Below are 20,641 nucleotides of genomic sequence, written 5' to 3'. Positions count from 1 at the left end.
GAACGGGGCTTGATCGCAAGATGACATCCTGGCGAACTGACAGTCGACACAAGACGTTGAATCAGAAACGCCGGGCGTCCGCCAGGGGTCTTCGAGGGGAAGTACCGACAATCCGCAGGAGTCTGCCCCAATGGGCACGACCGGGGGCAGGGAACGTGCCCCCGTACCGGCACCCGGGGACGTTTCGGTGACGGCAACGCGCGCGTGAGGCTGAGGGGCGTCCTGTCTCGTACCCCGAGGAGAGCAGAGCATGCCGTCCTACCTGTCGCCCGGCGTCTACGTCGAGGAGGTGGCCAGCGGCTCGCGCCCGATCGAGGGAGTGGGCACGTCGGTGGCGGCCTTCGTCGGTCTCGCCCCGACCGGCCCGCTGAACGAGCCCACGCTGGTGACCAACTGGACGCAGTACGTCGCGGCCTTCGGTGACTTCACCGGCGGGTACTACCTCGCGCACTCCGTCTACGGGTTCTTCAACAACGGTGGCTCCGCCGCCTACGTCGTCCGGGTCGGCGGTTCGGCCGACGACTCCGCCGTGGGCGACGACGCGAACGGTGCCACCGCGCCCGCCGCCGTCACCGGCAGCGCCGCCAAGGCCGCGCTGCCCGCCGCCGAGCCCAAGCAGCTCGGCACGTTCGCCGTGACGGCCAACGCCGCCGGCCAGAGCGGCCCGCTGACCGTCGAGGTCGCCGACCCCGAGGGCGAGGGCCCCGCCGAGCGCTTCAAGCTGATCGTCAAGGACGGCGACAAGCCGGTCGAGACCTTCGACGTGAGCGCCAAGAAGGGCAACCGCTCCTACGTCGTCACCCAGGTCAAGGAGCGCTCCAAGCTCATCACCGTGACCGAGGCCGCGCCGTCCGCGCAGCTGGCCCGGCCGGAGAACCAGACCCTGACGCTGCCCGCGCCGCCGTCCGCCGCCCCCGCCGTCCCGGCCGGGCAGGTCGAGAGCGCGCAGGCCGGCCCGACCGAGTACATCGGCGACTCCGCCGACCGCACCGGCTTCGGCGGCCTGGAGGCGATCGACGAGATCTCCATGGTCGCGGTGCCCGACCTGATGGCCGCCTACCAGCGCGGCGCGATCGACCTGGAGGCCGTCAAGGCCGTCCAGCTCGGTCTCATAGCCCACTGCGAGCTGATGGGCGACCGCGTCGCCATCATCGACCCGCCGCCGAACCAGAACGCCCGCCAGATCCGGGTCTGGCGCCAGGAGACGGCCGGTTACGACTCCAAGTACGCGGCCCTGTACTACCCCTGGATCAAGTCCTTCGACCCGAAGACCGGCCAGTCCCGCCTGGTCCCGCCGAGCGGCCACGTCGCCGGCATCTGGGCCCGCAACGACGCCGAGCGCGGCGTGCACAAGGCCCCGGCCAACGAGGTCGTCCGCGGCGCCGTGGACCTGGAGCTGCAGATCACCCGCGGCGAGCAGGACCTGCTCAACCCGATCGGCGTCAACTGCATCCGCTCCTTCCCCGGCCGCGGCATCCGCGTCTGGGGTGCGCGCACCCTCTCCTCCGACCCGGCCTGGCGCTACCTGAACATCCGCCGGTACTTCAACTACCTGGAGGAGTCGATCCTGATCGGCACCCAGTGGGTGGTCTTCGAGCCGAACGACCACAACCTCTGGGCCCGCATCCGCCGCAACATCTCCGCGTTCCTGGTCAACGAGTGGCGCAGCGGCGCCCTGTTCGGCCAGAGCCCGTCCGAGGCGTACTACGTCAAGTGCGACGAGGAGACCAACCCGCCGGAGTCCGTCGACCTCGGCCGGGTCGTGTGCGAGATCGGCATCTCGCCGGTCAAGCCCGCCGAGTTCGTGATCTTCCGGCTGGCCCAGTTCTCCAGCGGCAGCGGGGAGCTGGAGGAGTAGAGGAGCAGCGGACGGCACCCCGCCCTCCCACTCCCCCTTGCTCCCTCGTACGCCATCGTCAAAAGCCTCAGAAGGACTGAGAACACATGAGTCTGAACCCGGGTGACTCCCTTACTTCACACAATTTCGGTCTGCAGATCGACGGTGTGATGATCGAGTACCTCTCCGAGGTCAACGGCATCACCCTCGAGCAGGACGTCATCAAGTACCCGCAGAACAACGGCTCGACCGGCAAGACCGAGATCGCCGTGATGCCGGGCTCCGCGAAGGACGGGCAGTGCACCGTCGTCCGGGGTATGACCCAGTCGAGCTCGTTCACCCAGTGGATCAACGACTCGCTCGAGGGTCGTATGTCCGCCGCCCGCAAGAACGCCTCGATCATCGTGATGGACTACGAGGACAACCCGGTCAAGCGGTACAACCTGCGCAACGCCTGGTGCAGCAAGATCGACATGAGTCCGGTGAAGGCCGGTGAGGCCGCCGCGCTGACCGAGACCGTCACCATCGTGTTCGAAGAACTGGTCATCGAGTAATGCGGCGGACGCCTGCCAAGGCACCTGCCGCGGCACCCCAGACCGCGGCGGCGGGAGCGGACTTCCCCCGTTCGGCTCCCGCCGCCGCGCCGGCGGAGGCGCCGGCCGGTCCGCCGGCCGGCCCTCCTGCCGGACCCCCCGTCGACGTGGCTCCGCGGCAGGAGTTGCGGACCGAGTTCCCCTTCGAGCTGCCGCGCGGGTACGTCGACGACTCGGGCACGGTCCACAAGGACGGTGTGATGCGCCTGTCGACGGCACGGGACGAGCTGATCCCGCTGCGCGACGTGCGGGTGCAGGAGAACCCGGCCTATCTGTCGGTGGTGCTGCTCGGCCGGGTCATCACCCGGCTGGGCACGCTGTCGATGGTGCACGACGGCATCGTGGAGAACATGTTCGCCTCCGACCTGGCGTTCCTCCAGGACTTCTACCGCCAGATCAACGCGGAGGGGCACACCCGCGCGGCCGTCGCCTGCCCGCACTGCTCGGAGGCCTTCGAGGTGGAACTGGGCGGGAGCCGCCTGGGGGAATCGTGACGTACGCGACCGACCGGCTGCACGAGGAGATCGCGTACGTCGCCTACCACTTCCACTGGAGCCTGGAGGCGATCCTGGACCTGGAACACCAGGACCGCCGCCGGTACACGGACCAGATCGCGTCCCTCGTGACGCGTGGCACGGCGGAGGGCTGATCGGTGGGATTCCTGGACCGGCTGCGGGGCCGTCGCGACGGCGGCGACGGAACCGGGGGCGAGGCCACCTCGTACTCCGGCCCGTCCCCCGACTCGACTCCGGCTCCGGCCTCGGGCCCGGGCTCGGACCCGGGCGGGAGCACGGCGCCCACGGCCGACTCCGCGACCGGTCCCGCGACCGGCCCCGCTCCCGTGGCCGTCGCCGCCTGGACCGGCCTGCCGCCGATCCAGCGGGCGACGGGTGCGGCACGTACGGGAGTGGCGGACGCCGGTTTCGGCGGCCGCCTTCCGACGTGGCAGAACCCGTCGTTCACGAGGGCGCCCTCACCCGCGGTACTGAACCCGGCGTCCGGCGACAGCCTGCTGTCGGGCGCCTTCGGCACACCGGCCCGCCAGCCCTCGTCCACGCCCCTGGCTCCGCCGCCCGGCACACCGCCGGTGCAGCGGATGCCGGTCGCGCCCCTGCGCGCGATACCGGCGGACGACGCCGCGCCCGGCGCACCGGCGGCTCCCGTCCCCGCGACGCGGACGTCCGCCGCGGGCGCCACGCCGGGCGGCAGGCGAGGCGGGGCGCGCGGTACGGCGTCGGCTCCCGGGCCGACGCCGTCCACGGCGTCCACGGCCACGCCGCCGGTCCAGCGGGCGGCGCGTGCCGCCGGATCGGCACCGGCACCGGCCGCGACGGCCGCGACGCCGTCGAACTCACCGGCCCAGTCCGCGCGCGGGGTGCGGGTGACGCCGGTACCGCCCGCCGCGCCCCGCCCGCGGCAGGCTCTGACCAAGGCTCCGTCCGGGGCGTCGGCCGTGCAGCGCCGGTCCCTGCCCGCGAGCCGCCGGACCGCCGACACCCCGCCGTCGTCCTCCCGGACGGCGCCCTCGTCGACGGACGGCGACCGAGCGGGCCCCGGCGCCCCGGCGCAGCGCGCCGCCGGTACGCAGCAACAGGCCCCGTCGGCGGGCTCCTCGGCCCCGGCCGACCCTCCCGTACAGCGGGCGGCATCCGCCCGGACCGCAGCGGCACCGGACGCGAACACCCCGGTACCGGGAGCCGATTCCGGCACCCGGCCGCCCTCCGACATCCCGGTGCGCCGGGCCGAGCCCCGGTCCGGTGGCGACACGACACCGGTACGGGACGGCGGTACGTCATCCCGTACGCCGTCGTCCGGTACGCCCTCGTCCGGTACGCCCTCGTCCAGTACTCCGGTGCCCAGTACTCCGGTGCAGCGAGCCGCGCGCGAGCCCGGCGGCAGCAGCAACCCGGCGCCCACGCCCCCGACCACATCGGCCCGCGACAGCGGTACGCCGGTGCAGCGAGCGGCCCGCGAGCCCGGCCCCACCACACCACCCGCGCCCACACAGGAGCGCGGCGCATCGTCGCCCGCCGCGCCGGTGCAGCGAGCCGCCCGCGAGCCCGGCAGCAACAGCGGCCCGGCGCCCACGCCCCCCGCACGGCCCACCGCCACACCGGCCCGCGACAGCGGTACCCCGGTACAGCGAGCGGCCCGCGAACCCGGCCCCACCACACCACCCGCGCCCACACAGCAGCGCGGCACGTCGTCGCCCGCCGCGCCGGTGCAGCGAGCCGCCCGCGAGCCCGGCGGTGGCAGCAACCCGGCCCCCACGCCCCCGACCGCACCGGCCCGCGACAGCGGTACCCCGGTACAGCGAGCCGCCCGCGAACCCGGCCCCACCACACCACCCGCCCCCGCACAGCAGCGCGGCACGTCGTCGCCCGCACAGGGCGCCGCCGCCCCGTCGTCGCCCGCACAGGGCGCCGCCGCCCCGTCGTCCGGCTCCGCGCCGACCCCCCGGACCTCCTCCGCCCCTTCCACTGAACACCGGTCGACGACACCGGGCCCGCCGGTCCAGCGGGCGGCGGCGCGACGCCCCAGGGCGGGACTGGGGCCCGCCCTCCCCCGCTCCGGCAACGACACGGCGTCCGGCGGCACTCCGTCTCCCGTACAGCGCTCCGCGCCGCGCCCCGGCCCCGCGCCGAGCGCCACGACGGGCGGCGCGACGGGCGAACTCCCAGTACAGCGGGCAGAATCCGGGTCGGGGTCCGCATCCGGGGCCGCTTCCAACTCCGGGGGCACCTCCGGGTCGAGGACCAGCTCCGCAGCCGGGTCCGCCCCCGGCGTCGGGCCCGCTTCCGGAGCCGGGGCCACTTCCGAGTCCGGGGCCACCTCCGGGTCCGGGGACGCTTCCGCAGTCGCCCCTCGCCCCCGCGCCACCCCCGCTTCCTCGTCGACCCCCGGCGGAGCGGCCGCCCCGGCCGCTGACACCGCCGGTGCCGACCTCCCGGTGCAGCGAGCGGCAGCCCGCCGCGTCGCCCCCGCCTCCGACACCGGCCGCCCCTCACCGTCCTCGGCGCCAGCGCATACGCCCACACCGACGCCTGCGCCTGCGTCGGGTGCCTCGTCGGCGACCGCGTCCGGTGCGGACGCGCCGACCGCCACCCCGGTCCAGAGCGCTCCGTCCGCGCCGGTTCAGCGGGCGGTGGCCCGTGTGACCCCGCCCCCGGCTCCCGGCGGCGAAGGGACACCCTCCCGGTCGGCGGACCGCCCCTCGGCGACCCCCGGCGCGGGCGCGTCCGACCGACCCGGCACCCCGACCGGTGCGCTGCCCCCGGTCCAGCGCCAGGCGGCATCCGCCTCGCCGCCCTCCGGTCCCGCGCACTCCCCGTCGTCCCACCGCACCGTCGAGGCGGCCGGTCCGACACCCCCGGTCCAGCGCGCCACGAACCGGTCGGCCGACGTACCCGGCAGGCCCGCACCGCGCCACGAGGCACCCGCGGCACCCACCGTGCAGCGGTCGGCCCAGAAGCCCGTCGCCCCGGCGACCAGCCCGCTGCCGAGCGCCCCGGCCCACCCCGTGCAGCGCAGCGCCACGGCACGGCGTCCGGGACTCGGCGCCCCCACCTCGTCCGGACCGGCCGACGCCGTCCGCCCGGCGGCACCCTCCGCGCAGCCCGCGCGCCGCTCCGGCACGCCCGGTGCTCCCCTGCCCCCGGTCGTCACCACCTCGTCGGCCACCGGGCCCGGTACGACTCCGCCCGTCCAGCGAGCCGTCGCACCGGGCGCCCCGACCGCGGCGACGCCGCCGTTCGCGGCCGACCCCTCACCCCTCCCGGTGTCCTCCTCGATGGCCCCGCACCAGAGCACGCCCATGACCACACCCATGAACGCGCCCTCCACCACCCTCACCCCACCGCCCTTCCCCGCCTCCGGCGCCGCCCCGACGGCTCCCCCCGTCCAGCGCGCCCCCGCCAAGGCGGTACCGCTGCGCCGGCCCGCTCCCCCCGGCTCCGGCACCACCGGGGCACCGCTCCCGGTGGCCCCCCTCGCGCCACCCTCGGCACCGGCACCCCGCCCGGCCCTCCCCGTCGGCGCGGAGGCAGCTCCCACCCCGGCCGCCACCACGTCCACCGCGCCCACCCCGGCCGCCACCGCGTCCACCGGCACGGACGCGCTCCCGGTCCAGCGCGCGTGGGGTCGCAGCAGCCGGGCCGGTCGTACCACCGGCGCCCTGGCCTCCCACGCCGCGGCCGCCGTCGCCGACGTCTTCACCCGCTTGCAGACCTCGTCGTCCCACACGTCTCACTCATCCCAGTCGTCCCAGTCGTCCCAGTCGTCCCAGCACGGCCCAAGCGGGCCGCCACCGCCGTACAGCGCCTCCCCGCCGGACGGCCCGCCCTCGGCCCAGGGCGAGGCACCGGCCGAGTACACGGCGGTCCCGGACGGCGAGTTCGACCCGCGCAAGCTCACCGAGTTCCAGCTGGACGAACTGGTGCACCGGATCATCGACCGCGTCACCCGCCACGTCCGCGCCGAACTCCGCATGGACCGCGAACGGATCGGCAGACTGCGCGACCCCCGCTGACCGGACGGCCGACCAGGTCGAACGAACCGGTCAGACCCGCCCGCCACCTCCCCGCCACCGTTCCCCTCCACCGACAGAAAGGCCGGCCCCGATGACCCGCCAGGACCCGGGCTCCTCCATCTGGTTCAGCCTCGCCATCGACGGCGAGAGCCTCGGCTACTTCAACGGGTGCGAGGGCCTGTCGACCCAGGTGGAGGTGGAACAGCGCCAGGAGGGCGGCAACAACGGCTTCGTGTGGCAGCTGCCCACCCGCGTCACCTTCTCCAACATCCGGCTCACCCGCCCCCTCACCCCGGACACGGCGAAGGTCGCCAAGTGGATCTCGTCCGTGCAGACCGGCATCAAGCGGCCCACCGCGCAGATCTCCGCGCTGCGCGCGGACGGGTCGCTGGTGGCCCGCTGGGGGCTCATCGACGTCCTGCCCGTCAGCTGGCAGGGCCCCAGCCTCGACCCCGGCAACCTGTCGGTGGCCAACGAGGTCCTGGAGATCGCCCACCACGGGTTCACGGACTGACGGCGCCCCAGAGGAGAGAGAAAGACCCATGGCCAAGAGCAGCAAGGGCGCCGGCAAGAGCCTCGTACGCGCCAACCTCGCCATCCACGAGCCGCCCACCGGGAAGTCCACCACGCCCGGCGGGCTGATGCGCACCTTCGGCTTCGAGTTCAACCCGGCCCAGCTGACCCTGACCCGGCGGGCCCAGTGGAACGCCACCCCGGTGGCGGCCGTACGGAAGGCCGCGAAGCCGGAGTTCCTGGGTGCCGAGCCGCGGGAGATGACGCTGGAGATCTTCCTGGACACCTCCATGAAGCCCGGCGCCAACACCGTGCTGAAGAAGGTGGAGTCGCTGCTTGACTGCTGCGAGGTGACCGCCAAGAGCCTCGCCGCCGACCAGCCGTCCCCGCCCTGGGTGGTCTTCGAGTGGGGCTCCTTCTCCACCGCGCGGTTCACCTCGTACGTGGCGTCCGTCGAGGCGTCGTACACCCTCTTCAGCACCACCGGCGTGCCCATCCGCGCCACCTGCCAGGTGTCTCTGGTCGAGATCCCGGGGCCGACCAAGGGACAGAACCCGACGTCCGGCGCGCTCACCGCGCAGCGCGTGCACCGCGTCGTCGCGGGCGACTCGCTCCAGTCGCTGGCCTGGCGCGAGTACGGCAGCGCCAACTCCTGGCGGGCGATCGCCGAGGCCAACGGCATCGACGACCCGTCCCGCCTGCCGACCGGTACCCAGCTCATGCTGCCCGCCGCCGAGGAGGTGCCGCACTGATGGTGCGTCCCGCGTTCTCCAGCATCGTCAAGGTACGGATCGGCGCCGCGGAGCTGCCCGACGACATCGCCGTGATGCTCGTCGAGGGCTGGGTCGACCAGGGCGTCGGCGTGCCCGCGGCCTTCCGCCTCACCTTCCGCGACCCCAAGCGCCTGGTCCTCGACACCCTGGGCGTGAACTTCGGCACCAGGGTGGTCATCACCCCGATCGCCGACGGCCAGGGCGTCGGCAAACCGCTGCTGACCGGCGAAGTCACCGCCATGGAGGCCGACTTCGACGGCACCGGCAGCTACACCGTGATCCGCGGCTACGACTTCGGGCACCGCATGATGCGCCAGCGCCGGGTGGCCGCGTACCGGAACCAGAAGGCCTCCGACATCGCCCGCAAACTCGCCGCGATGGACGGCGTGTCCATCGGCCGGATCCAGCCGACGAAGGGCGCGTACGGGTTCATCAGCCAGTCCAACGTCACCGACTGGGACTTCCTGGCCCGGCTCGCCGACGAGAACAACATGGTGATGTCCGTCGATGCCAAGGGGAAGTTCCGCTTCGTCAAGCCGAACCCGGCCTCCGGCGCGCCCTCCCCGAACACGGACGGCGACAACAGCGCCTTCGTCCTCCAGGCCCGCCACGACATCACGCGGCTGCGGGCCGCGGTGACCGCCGCCGACCAGGTCGGCGAGGTCGAGTCGCGGGGCTGGAACGTCACCACCAAGAAGAAGATCGTCGAGACGGCGCCCGCCAAGACCGACCCGGGCATCAGCATCGGCCGCACGCCCGGCGAGGCCGCCGGCAAGTTCAAGAAGGCCAAACTCGTCGAGACCGCCAACCCCTACGACCGGCAGGACGAGGTGCGGCACGCCGCGAAGGCGCTCGCCGCCGACGTCACGTCCTCCTTCGCCGAGCTGGAGATCGCGGTGAAGGGCAGCCCCGACCTGCGGCCGGGGGTGCCCGTGGCCCTCGCCGACGTCGGCAAGCCCTTCGAGGGCAAGTACACCGTCACCTCGGTGCGCCACCACTTCGGCGACAGCGAGGGCTACCGGTCCTGGCTCACGGTCAGCGGCCGCCAGTGGCGGTCCCTGTACGGGCTGGCCTCCAGCGGTGGCGGCGGCGCGGACCCCGCGAGCGCGGCCCGGCTGCCCAGCGTCGCCAACGCCATCGTCACCGACGTACAGGACCCGCTCAAGCAGGGCAGGGTCAAGCTGCAGTTCCCGTGGCTCGACAACACCTACGTCAGCGACTGGGCGCGCAGTGTCCAGATGGGCGGTGTGGCGGGGGGCGGCGTCTTCCCCATGGACGTCGGCGACGAGGTGCTGGTCGCCTTCGACCGGGGGGCGCTGGATCACCCGTTCGTGATCGGCGGCCTCTACAACGGCCGGGACGTGCCCACCAAGAGCGACGTGCCCCTGCACGACGGCCTGAAGAAGAAGGCGGCCCGGCACACCCTGTCCGACCGCCAGGGCAACCGCGTCGACCTGCTCAGCCAGCGGACCGGCGGGCGCAAACAGGGTGTGCGGATCGCCAGCGGCAACGACCGGCTCACCATCAACCTCGACCGCACCAAGACCGAGATCACCGTCGACAGCAAGGGCTCGGTCAGCATCACCGGCAGCCGTTCGGTGTCGGTGGAGGCGGGCGGCAACCTCTCGCTCAGCGCCGGGCGCTCCCTGACCATCAAGAGTGGCGGCCCACTGCGCATCCAGGGCGGAACCATACTCAACATCGGGGCCCCGGGCGCGATCGGAGTGAACGCGGGAGCCGCCCTGAACCTGTCGGGGACCGCCGCCGCGAACCTGACCAGCGGCATCACGAACGTCACCGGCGGTGCCAGCCTCACGCTCAACTCGGCCATGACGAAGGTCACGGGAGCGAGCTTCGCGGTGCTGGCCCCGTCGTTCAAGTTCGTCATCCCCCCGATGCCCGGCGCGTCATGAACCGTCCTCGAGGAAGGCAGGTGGCCCTCTGATGGCCGAACAGTTCGTCGGCTCCGGCTGGTCGTTCCCCCTGCGCATCGGGCCCACCGGCGGCATCGCCCTCGTCAGCGGCGAGCAGGAGATCGAGGAGGCCATGCACCTGGTCCTGGCCACCGCCCCGGGCGAACGGCCGATGCGCCCCGAGTTCGGCTGCGCCATCCACGACATGGTCTTCGCCCCGGTCAACGAGCAGACCGCCGGCCGCATCCAGCACGAGGTGTACACCAGCCTGGACCGCTGGGAGCCGCGCATCGAGGTGCACGAGGTCGACGTCAGCGCCGGCGACGACCAGAGCGTCCTCTACATCGACGTGCGCTACTCCATCCGCGGGACCAACAACCCGCGCAGCCTCGTCTTCCCCTTCTACGTCATTCCCTCCCACGACGAGCCGGACCTCCCCGACGGTGCGGCCGGCTCCGCGGGCCCGACGGGCTCTCCCGAAAGCGATCGCTGATGTCCCTGCCCTCCCCCAACCTCGACGACCGCCGCTTCCAGCAGTTCGTCGACGACGCCAAGCGCTACATCCAGCAACGCGCCCCGGAGTGGACCGACCACAACGTCTCCGACCCCGGCATCACCCTCGTCGAGACGCTCGCCCACATGGCCGACCAGATCGTCTACCGCCTCAACCGGGTGCCGGAGAAGAACCACCTCGCCTTCCTCGACCTGGTCGGCATCACGCTGTTCCCGCCGGCCGCCGCCCGCACGGACGTCACCTTCTGGCTGTCCGCTCCGCAGGAGGACGCCATCCTGGTGCCGGTCGGCACCGAGGTCGCCACCCTGCGCACCGAGCGGGACGAGGCCGTCGTCTTCACCACCACCGGCGACCTGACCGTCGTACCGTGCGAGCTGAGCCGCCTGGTGGTGCAGCACAGCGGCAAGGCCGTCACCGACCGGACCACGGACCTCGCCGAGGGCAAGGACCTGATGTGCTTCGCCGAGGCCCCGGCCCCCGGCGACTGCATGCTCATCGGCCTCACCAACGCCACCCCGCACTGCGCGCTCGCCCTGGAACTCGACAGCAGCGTCGACGGTGTCGGCGTCGACCCCCGCCAGCCGCCGCTGGTCTGGGAGGCCTGGACCGAGGACGGCTGGCAGCCCTGCGAGGTCGACCGGGACGGCACCGGCGGCCTCAACCGCCCCGGCGACATCGTGCTCCACGTACCCGGCGGGCACGTGCTGTCCCGCAACGGCGGCCACGAGGCCGGCTGGATCCGCTGCCGCGTCACCGAACCCCTGCCCGGCCAGCCCTTCTACACCGCGTCACCGACCATCCGCTCCGCCGAGGCCTACACCGTCGGCGGCACCACCGGCACCGTCCACGCCGAGACCGTGTACGACGAGGCCCTCGGCGAGTCCACCGGCCTGCCCGGCCAGCGCCTCGGGCTGACCCACGCCCCCGTCGTCGCCGACGACCCGCCGGTCCTCCTGCAGACCGCCGACGACGACGGCTGGCAGGACTGGCAGGTCGTCCCGCACTTCGCCGGCTCCCGCGCCGACGACCACCACATCACCCTGGACGCCGCGACCGGCCAGATCGCCTTCGGCCCCGCCGTCCGCGAGGCCGACGGCACCCTGCGCCAGTACGGCACCGTCCCGCCCAAGGGCGCCGTCATCCGCGCCCGCCGCTACCGCACCGGCGGGGGCAGGGCCGGCAACGTGGCCCGCGGCGCCGTCCAGGTGCTGCGCACCTCCATCCCGTACGTCTCCGAGGTCGTCAACCGCGAGGCAGCCCGCGGCGGCGTCGACGGCGAGACCGTCGAGGAGGCGAAGCTGCGCGCCCCGATCACCCTGCGCGCCCAGGAACGCGCCGTCACCCTGCGCGACTACGAGGAACTGGCGCGCCGCGCCGCCCCGGAGACCGCACGCATCACCTGCCTGGAGGGCGAGGAGAACGAATACGGCGCCCACGCCGTCCGCGTCCTCGTCGTCCCCCAGGCCGTCCCCGACCCCGGCGGGCGTCTCCGCTTCGAGCAACTCGTCCCCGGCGACGCCCTCCTGGGCCGTATCACCCGCCACCTCGACGAACGCCGCCTCATCGGCACCCGCCTCGCCGTCGGCCCGCCCTACTACCAGGGCGTCACCGTCGTCGCCACCGTCCACGCCTTCCGCGGCGTCGACGCGGACCGCGTCCGCCGCCAGGCCCACGACGCCCTCTACCAGCACCTCGACCCGCTCACCGGCGGCGCCGACGGAAAGGGCTGGCCCTTCGGGCGCCCCGTGCAGACCGGCGAGGTCTTCGCCGTGCTCCAGCGCGTGCCCGGCGTCGAACTCGTCGACGAGGTCGTGCTGCACCCCGCCGACCCGCTCACCGGCAAGCGCGGCGACCCCACCGACCGCATCGACCTCCAGGCACCCGCCCTGGTCTTCTCCTACGACCACCGGGTCCGCGTGATCGGGGACAGCGCGTGACGGCCGCCCCGACCTCGCAGCGGGGCTCCGTCGACGGACTCGGCTCCTCGCTGCCCATCAGCTCCATGCTCCCGGCCGTCTTCGCCGACGACGATCTCGCGCTGCGCTTCGTCGGCGGGCTCGACGACGTCCTCGCACCCATCCTCAGCGTCCTGGACTGCCTGGACACCTACTTCGACCCCGCCCTCACCCCGGCCGACTTCGCCCAGTGGCTCGGCACCTGGGTCGGCGCCGAGACCGACGGCACCGAACCCGAGGCCCGGCTGCGCGCCGCCGTCGCCGCCGCCGCCCGGCTGCACCGCGTACGCGGCACCCGGCAGGGCCTGTCCGAGGCCGTCCGGCTGGCCTTCGGCGTCGAGCCGGAGATCACCGAGAGCGGCGGCGCCGAATGGAACGCCCGGCCGCTGGGCCCGTTCCCCGGCAGACCCCGCCCGCGCCTGCACGTCGCCCTCCGGCTGCCCGACCCCAGACCGGCCGACACCCATCGGCTGGACGCCCTCGTCGCCGCCGCCCGCCCCGCCCACATGCCCTACACGGTCGAAGTGACCGCCTCCGAAAGGACCCCGGAGAGATGACCACGCAGAACTGCGCCGAGTGCGGAACCCCCGCGGAACCGGGCCAGTCCTTCTGCGACGCGTGCGGCGCCGTACTCAGCTGGGACCAGGCCGGTGCCGCCCGCACCGCGCAGCCCGCCGCCGCCACGTCCGACCAGCGCCCCGGCTTCGACGCCTTCGCCGGTGCGGGCGTGCCCCCCGCCCGCACCGGCCGTCCGGCCACGGCACCCGCCGACGAACCGGCCGGCGCCATCGGGGAGAACCCGACCCTGCCCCAGCCGCGCAACCCGGCGGGCGCGGCGAGCAGCCCGGCCGCCGACGCCCCGGCCGCCCCGCGTGACACCCCCGGCGCGGGCGGCACGCCGGGCGCCCACGACGCGGACCGCGCGGGAGCGGCCCCCGAACCGGACGGCACGCACCGGGACGGCGCACCGCGTGGCGTCGGTGCCGCCCCCACGTACGGCACCGACGAGACCGCCCCGACCGCCCCGGTTCCCTCCGCCGCCGCCTCCGCGCCCGCCCCGAACGCGCTCACCGACACCATGTCCGACCGGGCCCGCTCGCTCCTCGTCCCCGTCGCCGACCCCGAGGCCCCCGCCCCGGCGGCACCGCCCGCCGTCGCCCCCGTCCTGCCCGGCCGCCCCGACGCGGACCGGCCGCAGGTCCGCGCCCCCGGCCACCAGCCGGACATCGCCAACGGGCCGCCCTGCCCGTGGTGCTCCACCCCCAACCGCCCCGACCGCCACTACTGCGCCCGCTGCGCCATGCCGCTGGTCGCGAGCGGCGACCAGGCCGCCGTGCGCGCCCCCTGGTGGCGGCGGCTCTTCGGCGGGCGGCGCCGGGAGACCCCGTGGGCCGGCGACCGCCCCCGCCTGCGCCGCGTCTTCGACCGCATCGGCACCTGGATCACCCTCGCCGTCGTGGCCACCCTGGCCGTCCTCGGCTTCATGTACATCCCCGACGGCGTCCAGAACACCCGCGACCACTTCGCCAAGCGCGCCCCGGTCTCCCCGGACGGCATCAAGGCCTCGCGCTCCTTCCCCGGCCACCAGCCGGAACTCCTCATCGACAAGCTCAGCAACACCTGGTGGGGGCCGGGCATCACGGAGTCCGGCCAGGGCCAGTGGATCGAGGCCACCTTCACGGAGCCGACCCGCCTCCTGGACGTGATCATCACCCCCGGCGTCTCCTCCCGCGCCAACAAGCTCCAGGAGTCGGCCCTGCCGCACCGCATCAAGGCGACGATCACCATGAAGGACGGGTCGGTCAAGACCCGCGACCTCACCCTGGACCAGGGCGCCGGCGGCCAGCGACGCCCGTTCCGCGTCGGCGAGGTCACCAAGGTCCGCTTCACCATCGAATCCGCCCACGCGGCATCCGCCAAGAAGCAGGTGGCCATCTCCGAGATCGAGTTCTTCGGTCCCTCCAGCGCCAACCGCTCCTCCTGACACCAGCCGGGGCCCCGCCACGAGACGTCGTCCTCGTCCCGAGACCGGCGGGGCCCCGCGCCCACCCCGAGCCAGCCGCGTTGCACCCGAACGGACGCCACACCATGCGTCGCGCGCCGGGCCGCCAGAGGCTGAGGCCATGCCCACAGCACGAGCGATATCCACCGCCGTCCTGCTGTCCACGGCCACCCTGCTCGCCTCCTCCCTGACGGCCTGCGCGCCCACGGACCCGGACGGCGACCGGCAAGGCGACACCGGCGGCACCACCACCGACGCACAGGCCCTGACCAAGCTCCGCGACCAGTCCCTGAACTGGAAGGCCTGCCCCGCCCCCTCCCCCGCCCAGGGCGGCGGCGAGGCACCCGCGGCGCTCCCCGACGGCACCCGGTGGCAGTGCGCCACCCTGCGCACGCCGTTGGACTGGAAGAACCCCTCCGGCAAGTCCATGGACCTCGCACTGATCCGGGCCCGCTCCAGCGGCGCCCCGGACGACCGGATCGGCTCCCTGCTCTTCAACTTCGGCGGCCCCGGCGGCTCCGGCGTCGCCACCCTTCCCGGCCTGGCCGCCGACTACGAGAAACTCCGCACCCGCTACGACCTCGTCAGCTTCGACCCGCGCGGCGTCGGCGACAGCAGCGCCGTGCGCTGCCTGGACGCCGGCCTCCCCGACGAGGACGAGATCGACAACATCCCCGACGACGGGGGCGACGAGACCAACGCGCTCGTCCGCTTCAACCGGGAGACCGCGGCCGCCTGCAAGAAGAACTCCGGCGACGTCCTCCCCTACGTCGGCACCACCCAGGCCGCCCAGGACATGGACCTGATGCGCCAGGTCCTCGGCGACGAGAAGCTGCACTACCTCGGCATCTCCTACGGCACCGAACTCGGCGGCGTCTACGCCCACTTGTTCCCCGAGCACGTCGGCCGGGCCGTACTCGACGGTGTCGTCGACCCGACCCACGACATGATGGAGGAAGCCCTCGCCCAGGCCGGCGGCTTCCAGCTCGCCTTCGAGCACTTCGCCGCCTGGTGCGCCCGCCAGGGCTGCACGCTGGGCGACGACGCCGAGGACATCGTGGACCTCGTCGTCGGCCTCGAAGCGGCCCTGGACGACACCCCCCTGCCCACCCCGGACGACGGCGAACTCGACGGCGACGCCCTCCTCGCAGCCGTCACCGGCGCCCTCTACCGGCAGGACTACTGGCCCGCGCTCCGGGTCGGCCTGGAAGCAGCCGCCGACGACGACGGCGACGTCCTGCACGACCTCGCCGAAGCCCTCGGCCAGCACGGCACGGGCGGCGACACGGACGACGACACGACGGACGAGGAGAGCAACGAGGACGACGCCTTCAGGGCCATCACCTGCGACGACTCCAGCAGCCGCTACACCGTCGCGGACGTCCTGTCCCGCCTGCCGGACTTCCTCGAGGCCTCCCCCCTCTTCGGCCCCGGCCTCGCCTGGAGCACCCTGTCCTGCGACGGCTGGCCGGTCCCCGGAGCCGCCCGGCACCCCGAGGTCAGCGCCCCGGGCGCGCCCCCGGTCCTCCTCGTCGGCAACACCGGCGACCCGGCCACCCCCTACGAGGGCGCCGCCCGCATGGCGCAGCGCCTCGGCGAGAAGGTGGGCATCGAGCTGACGTACGAGGGCGAGGGCCACGGCGCCTACGACAGCGGCAACACGTGCGTCCAGAACGCCGTCGACGCCTACCTGCTGAACGGCACCCTCCCGAAGCCCGGCACGGTCTGCGAGGCGGAACCCCTGCCGGAAGGCAAATAGCACCCGGGCCCCCGGCCGCACGCCCGACGCCCCCGCGATCCGAGATCGCGGGGGCGTCGGCGTGCCGGCTGCGGAGCCCCCTGTCGGATTCGAACCGACGACCTTCGCTTTACAAGAGCGGCGCTCTGACCAGCTGAGCTAAGGAGGCACGCGCGCGTCGGGCGCGCGCAGGCTGCTCCACTGTACACAGAGCCGGTGAACGATGTGATTCGAAAATTTCGGCGAAATTCACAGACTCCCAGCTACTGACAGATCAGGTGAACGGCGGGTACCGTCCTGCTCAGCTTCACCCGTGTGGACTACACCACCACCTTCCTACAACGGATCGTCCGGCACGTTCCTGCCGGTAGAAGGGGGCCCTTCATCATGGCCACTGTTACGTTCGACAAGGCGACCCGTGTGTACCCGGGTTCCACGAAGCCCGCCGTCGACGGTCTCGACATCGACATCGAGGACGGCGAGTTCCTCGTCCTGGTCGGCCCGTCCGGTTGCGGCAAGTCCACCTCGCTCCGGATGCTCGCCGGGCTCGAGGACGTCAACGGCGGCGCCATCCGCATCGGTGACCGCGACGTGACGCACCTGCCGCCGAAGGACCGGGACATCGCCATGGTGTTCCAGAACTACGCGCTGTACCCGCACATGTCGGTCGCCGACAACATGGGCTTCGCGCTCAAGATCGCGGGCGTCAACAAGGCGGAGATCCGGCAGAAGGTCGAGGAGGCCGCGAAGATCCTCGACCTCACCGAGTACCTGGACCGCAAGCCGAAGGCGCTCTCCGGCGGTCAGCGCCAGCGTGTGGCGATGGGCCGCGCGATCGTGCGTGAGCCGCAGGTGTTCCTCATGGACGAGCCGCTGTCCAACCTGGACGCCAAGCTCCGCGTCTCCACCCGTACGCAGATCGCCTCGCTCCAGCGCCGCCTGGGCATCACCACCGTCTACGTCACCCACGACCAGGTCGAGGCCATGACGATGGGCGACCGCGTGGCGGTCCTCAAGGACGGTCTGCTCCAGCAGGTCGACTCCCCGCGGAACATGTACGACAAGCCCGCGAACCTCTTCGTCGCCGGCTTCATCGGCTCCCCGGCCATGAACCTGGTCGAGGTCCCGATCGCCGACGGCGGCGTGAAGTTCGGCAACAGCGTCGTCCCGGTCAACCGCGACGCCCTGAAGGCCGCCTCCGACAAGGGCGACCGCACGGTCACCGTCGGTGTCCGCCCGGAGCACTTCGACGTCGTGGAGCTGAACGGCGGCGCGGCCAAGACCCTGTCGAAGGACTCGGCGGACGCCCCGGCCGGACTCGCGGTCTCGGTGAACGTCGTGGAGGAGACCGGCGCCGACGGCTACATCTACGGCACGGTCGAGGTCGGCGGCGAGACGAAGGACCTCGTGGTCCGCGTCAGCAGCCGCGCGGTGCCGGAGAAGGGCACGACCGTCCACGTCGTGCCGCGTCCGGGCGAGATCCACGTGTTCTCGTCCTCCACGGGCGAGCGCCTCACCGACTGAGAAACCACGCGACCGGGTGATTTCACCCGCGTTGACGAAAAGAGCCCCGCGGCCTGCTGCGGGGCTCTTTTCGTTGTCGACAAATACCCCGGCACAACGGACGTTTCGACCGTTGTTCGTCAATCTCCTATCCCGTTCACGGCCGCTCTTCATCCCCCGATAGGGTGACTAAATGTCGCCAAATCATTACCGGGCGCTACCCTCACTCGCGTGAAGCACTCCGTGAAGCACTCCACCACCCGACAGACGCGACGCGGCCGGGGCCCCGCCCGCCGGATCGGCCGCTCTCTCGCCTTCGTCCTGCCCGTCGTCCTGGTGCTCTCCGGGACTCTCGCGGTCACCCGCGTCAACTGGTCCGGGGATCCCTCGGACTCGGTGCTCGCCGCGTCGGAGGCCACCTCGCCCAAGGCGTCCTCCGCCCGCGCCGCCCGCGCCCCGCACGAGGTGCTGCGCGACCGGCTGCTGACCGAGCTGCAGGAGGAGGACCCGGGCGTCGCGCTGACCCACCTCCAGCAGGCGGTGAACGAGCGCCCGTCGCTGGCCGACCACTGCGCGACCATCGCGCGCGCCCTCGGCCGCGCCGCGGTGAAGGTCTACGGCCCCACGCGCGCCCAGTCCTACGCCCGCCCCGTCTGCGACACCGCCTTCGCCTCGGGCGTCCTGGCCGCGCACGGCTAGGACAGGCCCCGGCACCCTCCGGAGGCGGGCGGGGCGCCGCGTACAGTTCGGGCATGACCGATCCGAACGCCGCGTCCCGCCGCCCCGTTCAAGCCGTCGTCCTGGCCGGCGGGCAGGGTTCCCGGCTGCGCCCCTACACCGACGACCGGCCCAAGCCGATGGTCGAGATCCCGGGCACCGGGACCCCGATCATCGGCCACCAGCTCGCCTGGCTCGCCGAGGAGGGCGTCACCGACGTCGTGGTCTCCTGCGGCCACCTCGCCGAGGTGCTGCAGAAGTGGCTGGAGAGCGCCGACCTGCCGCTCTCCGTCACCACCGTCGTGGAGACCGAGCCGCTGGGCCGAGGCGGCGGCCTCAGGTACGCCGCCGCCCACCTCCCGCACCCGGACCGGTCCTGGTACGCCACCAACGGCGACATCTGGACCCGTTTCTCGCTGCGCGACATGGCCGACTTCCACGCCGAGCGGGACGCCGTCGCGACCCTCGCGCTGGCCCGCCCGCGGCTGCCGTGGGGCGCCGTGCAGACGGACGGCTTCGGCCACATCACCGACTTCATCGAGGCGCCGCCGTCGACCTTCGAGATCAACGCGGGCGTCTACGTCTTCTCGCCGGAGTTCGCCGCGATGCTCCCGGAACGCGGCGACCACGAGCGCACCACCTTCCCCCGCCTGGCCCGCGAACACCGCCTGGCCGGCTTCCCGATCCCCCAGGGCTCCTACTGGCGCGCGATCGACACCGCGAAGGACCTGACGGAGGCGGCCCGGGAACTGGCGGCCCTGAGCGGCCGCTGAGGGGGCCCGTCAGGCTGCGGAAGCGCGGCCCAGCTACCCCCTCAAGCCTTGTCGTCGAAGAACCTGATGACCGAGGGCAGGGCTTGTCGCACCGATCCGTTGTGGTCGTAGTCGCCGACGTCGGTCAGCCGGGGAGCAGCGCCGTTCCTCGTCAACTGGTCGGCGCAGTACGCCGAGTGACTGAAGTCGACGTCCTTGTCGCCCCGGCCGTGGAAGATCTCCACCGGTACGTTCGGCCGCCAGTCGCACGTGTTGTCCATCGGGCGCAGTCTGTCCTTCAGGACACCGTCGGGCTTGCGGATCCTGTTCAGGAAGTCCTCGGTGAACAGGTCCTTGGAGGCCGTGGGGAGCTCGCCGACTATCTGCCCGGCGGTGTGATGACCGTCGAAGAGACCCTCCACCTTGCTGTCGTAGGGGGAGCGGAAGGCCTCACCGGGCGACGTGTAGAGGCCGTACATCTTGTTCCAGGCGGTGACGAAGTAGGCGAGGTAGATGCCGGATTTGGCGATCTTGTCGTCGGCCGCGGCGGCCTCGAAGGCCGAAAGGTTGTAGGGGCCGCTGACCGGGGCGAGTGCCCCCAGTCCGAAGTAGCGGTCGGCGCCCTCCTGCTGAAGCGCCCGGCCCACCAGCATGGTCGCGGGGCCGCCCTGCGAGAACCCGCTGACCTGAACCTTCCGCTTCAGCTCCCGGCCGTTCCGGTGCGCGAGTGTCCGGGCCGCGCGCAGGCCGTCCACCGAGGCCGCGACGGTGGCCCTGGGGTCACCGTAGGGGTGGAAGCCCTCGCCCGAGCCGAGGCCCACGTAGTCGGGCGCCGAAACGGCCCGCCCGGTCGAGCCGAACAGCAGGGCGACAAGCCGGTCGTTCGACTCCGGATTCTCCGAGGCGACGTCCTTGCGGTAGACGGTGGTGCCGTGCAGCCAGGAGACGGTGGACAGGTGGCGCGCCCTGTTCTTGGGCAGGACGACCAGCTGGCTCGCGGTCGTGGGGGTGCCCGAGCTGTCAGTGGTGCGGTAGGTGACCCGGTAGGCGGTCACGCCGTAGCGGACCTGGGACGTGTCTATTTTTCCCTGGAGTTCCCCGGCCACTTCCTCCGCTGTGAGATCGGCCGCTTGCTCGACGGAGACGACGGCCCCGCCTTGTGCCCGCTCGCTGTGGGATCCGGCCGCCGCCGAGGCCGGAGCCACCAGGGCGGACACACTGCCGAGGACCGCCGCACCAGCCAGAATCCGGATTCTTGTTCGCCGTAAAGTCATAGCTGGATCTTGCCGTCGGCCGATCGGCC

At 73.0% G+C, this 20,641-nt stretch carries 18 protein-coding genes and 1 tRNA gene; 16 read left to right on the top strand and 3 right to left on the bottom strand.

Translation table 11 applies throughout. The features are described from left to right. Positions 1 to 250: 250 nt before the first annotated feature. The 4 genes from ACZ7MF_RS00665 to ACZ7MF_RS00650 all read left to right on the top strand — a co-directional run bounded on the left by ACZ7MF_RS00665 (position 251) and on the right by ACZ7MF_RS00650 (position 3,079). The gene (locus ACZ7MF_RS00665; protein WP_471473657.1) at positions 251 to 1,858 is read left to right on the top strand and encodes a phage tail sheath subtilisin-like domain-containing protein; all 1,608 of its coding nucleotides are present in this window, start codon (positions 251 to 253) and stop codon (positions 1,856 to 1,858) included. Positions 1,859 to 1,944: 86 nt separating this feature from the next. Continuing rightward, on the top strand, positions 1,945 to 2,391 hold the full coding sequence (locus ACZ7MF_RS00660) for a phage tail protein (protein ID WP_471473656.1): 447 nt from the start codon (positions 1,945 to 1,947) through the stop codon (positions 2,389 to 2,391). Beyond that, entirely contained in the window at positions 2,391 to 2,924 is a 534-nt protein-coding gene (locus tag ACZ7MF_RS00655) for a hypothetical protein (protein WP_471473654.1), read from the top strand. The genes ACZ7MF_RS00660 and ACZ7MF_RS00655 overlap by 1 nt, the downstream gene beginning before the upstream one ends. After that, positions 2,921 to 3,079, top strand: coding sequence for a DUF6760 family protein (locus tag ACZ7MF_RS00650; protein WP_007450918.1), 159 nt, complete (start codon positions 2,921 to 2,923; stop codon positions 3,077 to 3,079). Before ACZ7MF_RS00655 ends, ACZ7MF_RS00650 begins: the two co-directional genes overlap by 4 nt. A 2,486-nt stretch (positions 3,080 to 5,565) precedes the next feature. On the opposite strand, the gene ACZ7MF_RS00645 is transcribed toward ACZ7MF_RS00650, so the two are convergent. Then, positions 5,566 to 6,258, bottom strand: coding sequence for a hypothetical protein (locus ACZ7MF_RS00645; RefSeq protein WP_471473653.1), 693 nt, complete (start codon positions 6,256 to 6,258; stop codon positions 5,566 to 5,568). On the opposite strand from ACZ7MF_RS00645, the gene ACZ7MF_RS00640 reads away from it, so the two are divergent. The 9 genes from ACZ7MF_RS00640 (at position 6,245) to ACZ7MF_RS00600 (ending at position 16,387) form a co-directional block, all read left to right on the top strand. After that, on the top strand, positions 6,245 to 6,958 hold the full coding sequence (locus ACZ7MF_RS00640; protein ID WP_471473651.1) for a hypothetical protein: 714 nt from the start codon (positions 6,245 to 6,247) through the stop codon (positions 6,956 to 6,958). The two genes, ACZ7MF_RS00645 and ACZ7MF_RS00640, sit on opposite strands and share 14 nt — an antisense overlap. 91 nt (positions 6,959 to 7,049) lie before the next feature. Then, the gene (locus ACZ7MF_RS00635) at positions 7,050 to 7,472 is read left to right on the top strand and encodes a phage tail protein (protein ID WP_102927666.1); all 423 of its coding nucleotides are present in this window, start codon (positions 7,050 to 7,052) and stop codon (positions 7,470 to 7,472) included. Positions 7,473 to 7,500: 28 nt separating this feature from the next. Beyond that, entirely contained in the window at positions 7,501 to 8,223 is a 723-nt protein-coding gene (locus ACZ7MF_RS00630) for a CIS tube protein (protein ID WP_356868604.1), read from the top strand. Then, complete coding sequence (locus ACZ7MF_RS00625) at positions 8,223 to 10,157, top strand: VgrG-related protein (protein WP_471473650.1); 1,935 nt, start codon at positions 8,223 to 8,225, stop codon at positions 10,155 to 10,157. The genes ACZ7MF_RS00630 and ACZ7MF_RS00625 overlap by 1 nt, the downstream gene beginning before the upstream one ends. A gap of 31 nt (positions 10,158 to 10,188) precedes the next feature. Continuing rightward, the gene (locus tag ACZ7MF_RS00620) at positions 10,189 to 10,650 is read left to right on the top strand and encodes a GPW/gp25 family protein (RefSeq protein ID WP_361012694.1); all 462 of its coding nucleotides are present in this window, start codon (positions 10,189 to 10,191) and stop codon (positions 10,648 to 10,650) included. After that, the gene (locus ACZ7MF_RS00615; protein ID WP_471473649.1) at positions 10,650 to 12,608 is read left to right on the top strand and encodes a putative baseplate assembly protein; all 1,959 of its coding nucleotides are present in this window, start codon (positions 10,650 to 10,652) and stop codon (positions 12,606 to 12,608) included. Before ACZ7MF_RS00620 ends, ACZ7MF_RS00615 begins: the two co-directional genes overlap by 1 nt. A 65-nt stretch (positions 12,609 to 12,673) precedes the next feature. Further along, positions 12,674 to 13,183, top strand: coding sequence for a phage tail protein (locus tag ACZ7MF_RS00610; protein WP_162833597.1), 510 nt, complete (start codon positions 12,674 to 12,676; stop codon positions 13,181 to 13,183). Then, the gene (locus tag ACZ7MF_RS00605; RefSeq protein WP_471473648.1) at positions 13,180 to 14,610 is read left to right on the top strand and encodes an NADase-type glycan-binding domain-containing protein; all 1,431 of its coding nucleotides are present in this window, start codon (positions 13,180 to 13,182) and stop codon (positions 14,608 to 14,610) included. The genes ACZ7MF_RS00610 and ACZ7MF_RS00605 overlap by 4 nt, the downstream gene beginning before the upstream one ends. A 139-nt stretch (positions 14,611 to 14,749) precedes the next feature. Beyond that, the gene (locus ACZ7MF_RS00600) at positions 14,750 to 16,387 is read left to right on the top strand and encodes an alpha/beta hydrolase (protein ID WP_471473646.1); all 1,638 of its coding nucleotides are present in this window, start codon (positions 14,750 to 14,752) and stop codon (positions 16,385 to 16,387) included. Positions 16,388 to 16,461: 74 nt separating this feature from the next. Here ACZ7MF_RS00600 and ACZ7MF_RS00595 read toward each other — a convergent pair. Further along, positions 16,462 to 16,535, bottom strand: a tRNA-Thr gene (locus ACZ7MF_RS00595). 218 nt (positions 16,536 to 16,753) lie between these two features. Here ACZ7MF_RS00595 and msiK point away from each other — a divergent pair. From msiK to ACZ7MF_RS00580, 3 genes are all read left to right on the top strand, one after another. Further along, the gene (gene msiK / locus ACZ7MF_RS00590) at positions 16,754 to 17,890 is read left to right on the top strand and encodes a diacetylchitobiose ABC transporter ATP-binding protein MsiK (protein ID WP_471473645.1); all 1,137 of its coding nucleotides are present in this window, start codon (positions 16,754 to 16,756) and stop codon (positions 17,888 to 17,890) included. Between the two features lie 222 nt (positions 17,891 to 18,112). Further along, positions 18,113 to 18,568 carry a hypothetical protein gene (locus tag ACZ7MF_RS00585; RefSeq protein ID WP_471475158.1) on the top strand — a complete coding sequence of 152 codons (456 nt, stop codon included), beginning with the start codon at positions 18,113 to 18,115 and terminating at the stop codon, positions 18,566 to 18,568. A gap of 53 nt (positions 18,569 to 18,621) precedes the next feature. Further along, positions 18,622 to 19,359, top strand: coding sequence for a nucleotidyltransferase family protein (locus ACZ7MF_RS00580; protein ID WP_003974737.1), 738 nt, complete (start codon positions 18,622 to 18,624; stop codon positions 19,357 to 19,359). Positions 19,360 to 19,400: 41 nt separating this feature from the next. Here the strand turns inward: ACZ7MF_RS00580 and ACZ7MF_RS00575 are convergent, their stop codons facing one another. Further along, a complete protein-coding gene (locus ACZ7MF_RS00575; RefSeq protein ID WP_471473643.1) occupies positions 19,401 to 20,612 on the bottom strand; it encodes a lipase family protein in 1,212 nt (403 codons plus the stop codon). Positions 20,613 to 20,641: the final 29 nt, after the last annotated feature.

The organism is Streptomyces sp. NPDC111628, assembly GCF_055635195.1.
This window is presented reverse-complemented; position numbering and strand designations above follow the sequence as displayed.

Bases quoted from the DNA above. Each gene is read 5' to 3' on its own strand.
- ACZ7MF_RS00575 (WP_471473643.1), bottom strand. From the start codon at position 20,612: ATGACTTTACGGCGAACAAGAATCCGGATTCTGGCTGGTGCGGCGGTC.
- ACZ7MF_RS00630 (WP_356868604.1), top strand. From the start codon at position 7,501: ATGGCCAAGAGCAGCAAGGGCGCCGGCAAGAGCCTCGTACGCGCCAAC.
- ACZ7MF_RS00665 (WP_471473657.1), top strand. From the start codon at position 251: ATGCCGTCCTACCTGTCGCCCGGCGTCTACGTCGAGGAGGTGGCCAGC.
- ACZ7MF_RS00605 (WP_471473648.1), top strand. From the start codon at position 13,180: ATGACCACGCAGAACTGCGCCGAGTGCGGAACCCCCGCGGAACCGGGC.
- ACZ7MF_RS00660 (WP_471473656.1), top strand. From the start codon at position 1,945: ATGAGTCTGAACCCGGGTGACTCCCTTACTTCACACAATTTCGGTCTG.
- msiK (WP_471473645.1), top strand. From the start codon at position 16,754: ATGGCCACTGTTACGTTCGACAAGGCGACCCGTGTGTACCCGGGTTCC.
- ACZ7MF_RS00620 (WP_361012694.1), top strand. From the start codon at position 10,189: ATGGCCGAACAGTTCGTCGGCTCCGGCTGGTCGTTCCCCCTGCGCATC.
- ACZ7MF_RS00615 (WP_471473649.1), top strand. From the start codon at position 10,650: ATGTCCCTGCCCTCCCCCAACCTCGACGACCGCCGCTTCCAGCAGTTC.
- ACZ7MF_RS00625 (WP_471473650.1), top strand. From the start codon at position 8,223: ATGGTGCGTCCCGCGTTCTCCAGCATCGTCAAGGTACGGATCGGCGCC.
- ACZ7MF_RS00580 (WP_003974737.1), top strand. From the start codon at position 18,622: ATGACCGATCCGAACGCCGCGTCCCGCCGCCCCGTTCAAGCCGTCGTC.
- ACZ7MF_RS00635 (WP_102927666.1), top strand. From the start codon at position 7,050: ATGACCCGCCAGGACCCGGGCTCCTCCATCTGGTTCAGCCTCGCCATC.
- ACZ7MF_RS00640 (WP_471473651.1), top strand. From the start codon at position 6,245: ATGACCACACCCATGAACGCGCCCTCCACCACCCTCACCCCACCGCCC.
- ACZ7MF_RS00655 (WP_471473654.1), top strand. From the start codon at position 2,391: ATGCGGCGGACGCCTGCCAAGGCACCTGCCGCGGCACCCCAGACCGCG.
- ACZ7MF_RS00610 (WP_162833597.1), top strand. From the start codon at position 12,674: ATGCTCCCGGCCGTCTTCGCCGACGACGATCTCGCGCTGCGCTTCGTC.
- ACZ7MF_RS00645 (WP_471473653.1), bottom strand. From the start codon at position 6,258: ATGGGTGTGGTCATGGGCGTGCTCTGGTGCGGGGCCATCGAGGAGGAC.
- ACZ7MF_RS00600 (WP_471473646.1), top strand. From the start codon at position 14,750: ATGCCCACAGCACGAGCGATATCCACCGCCGTCCTGCTGTCCACGGCC.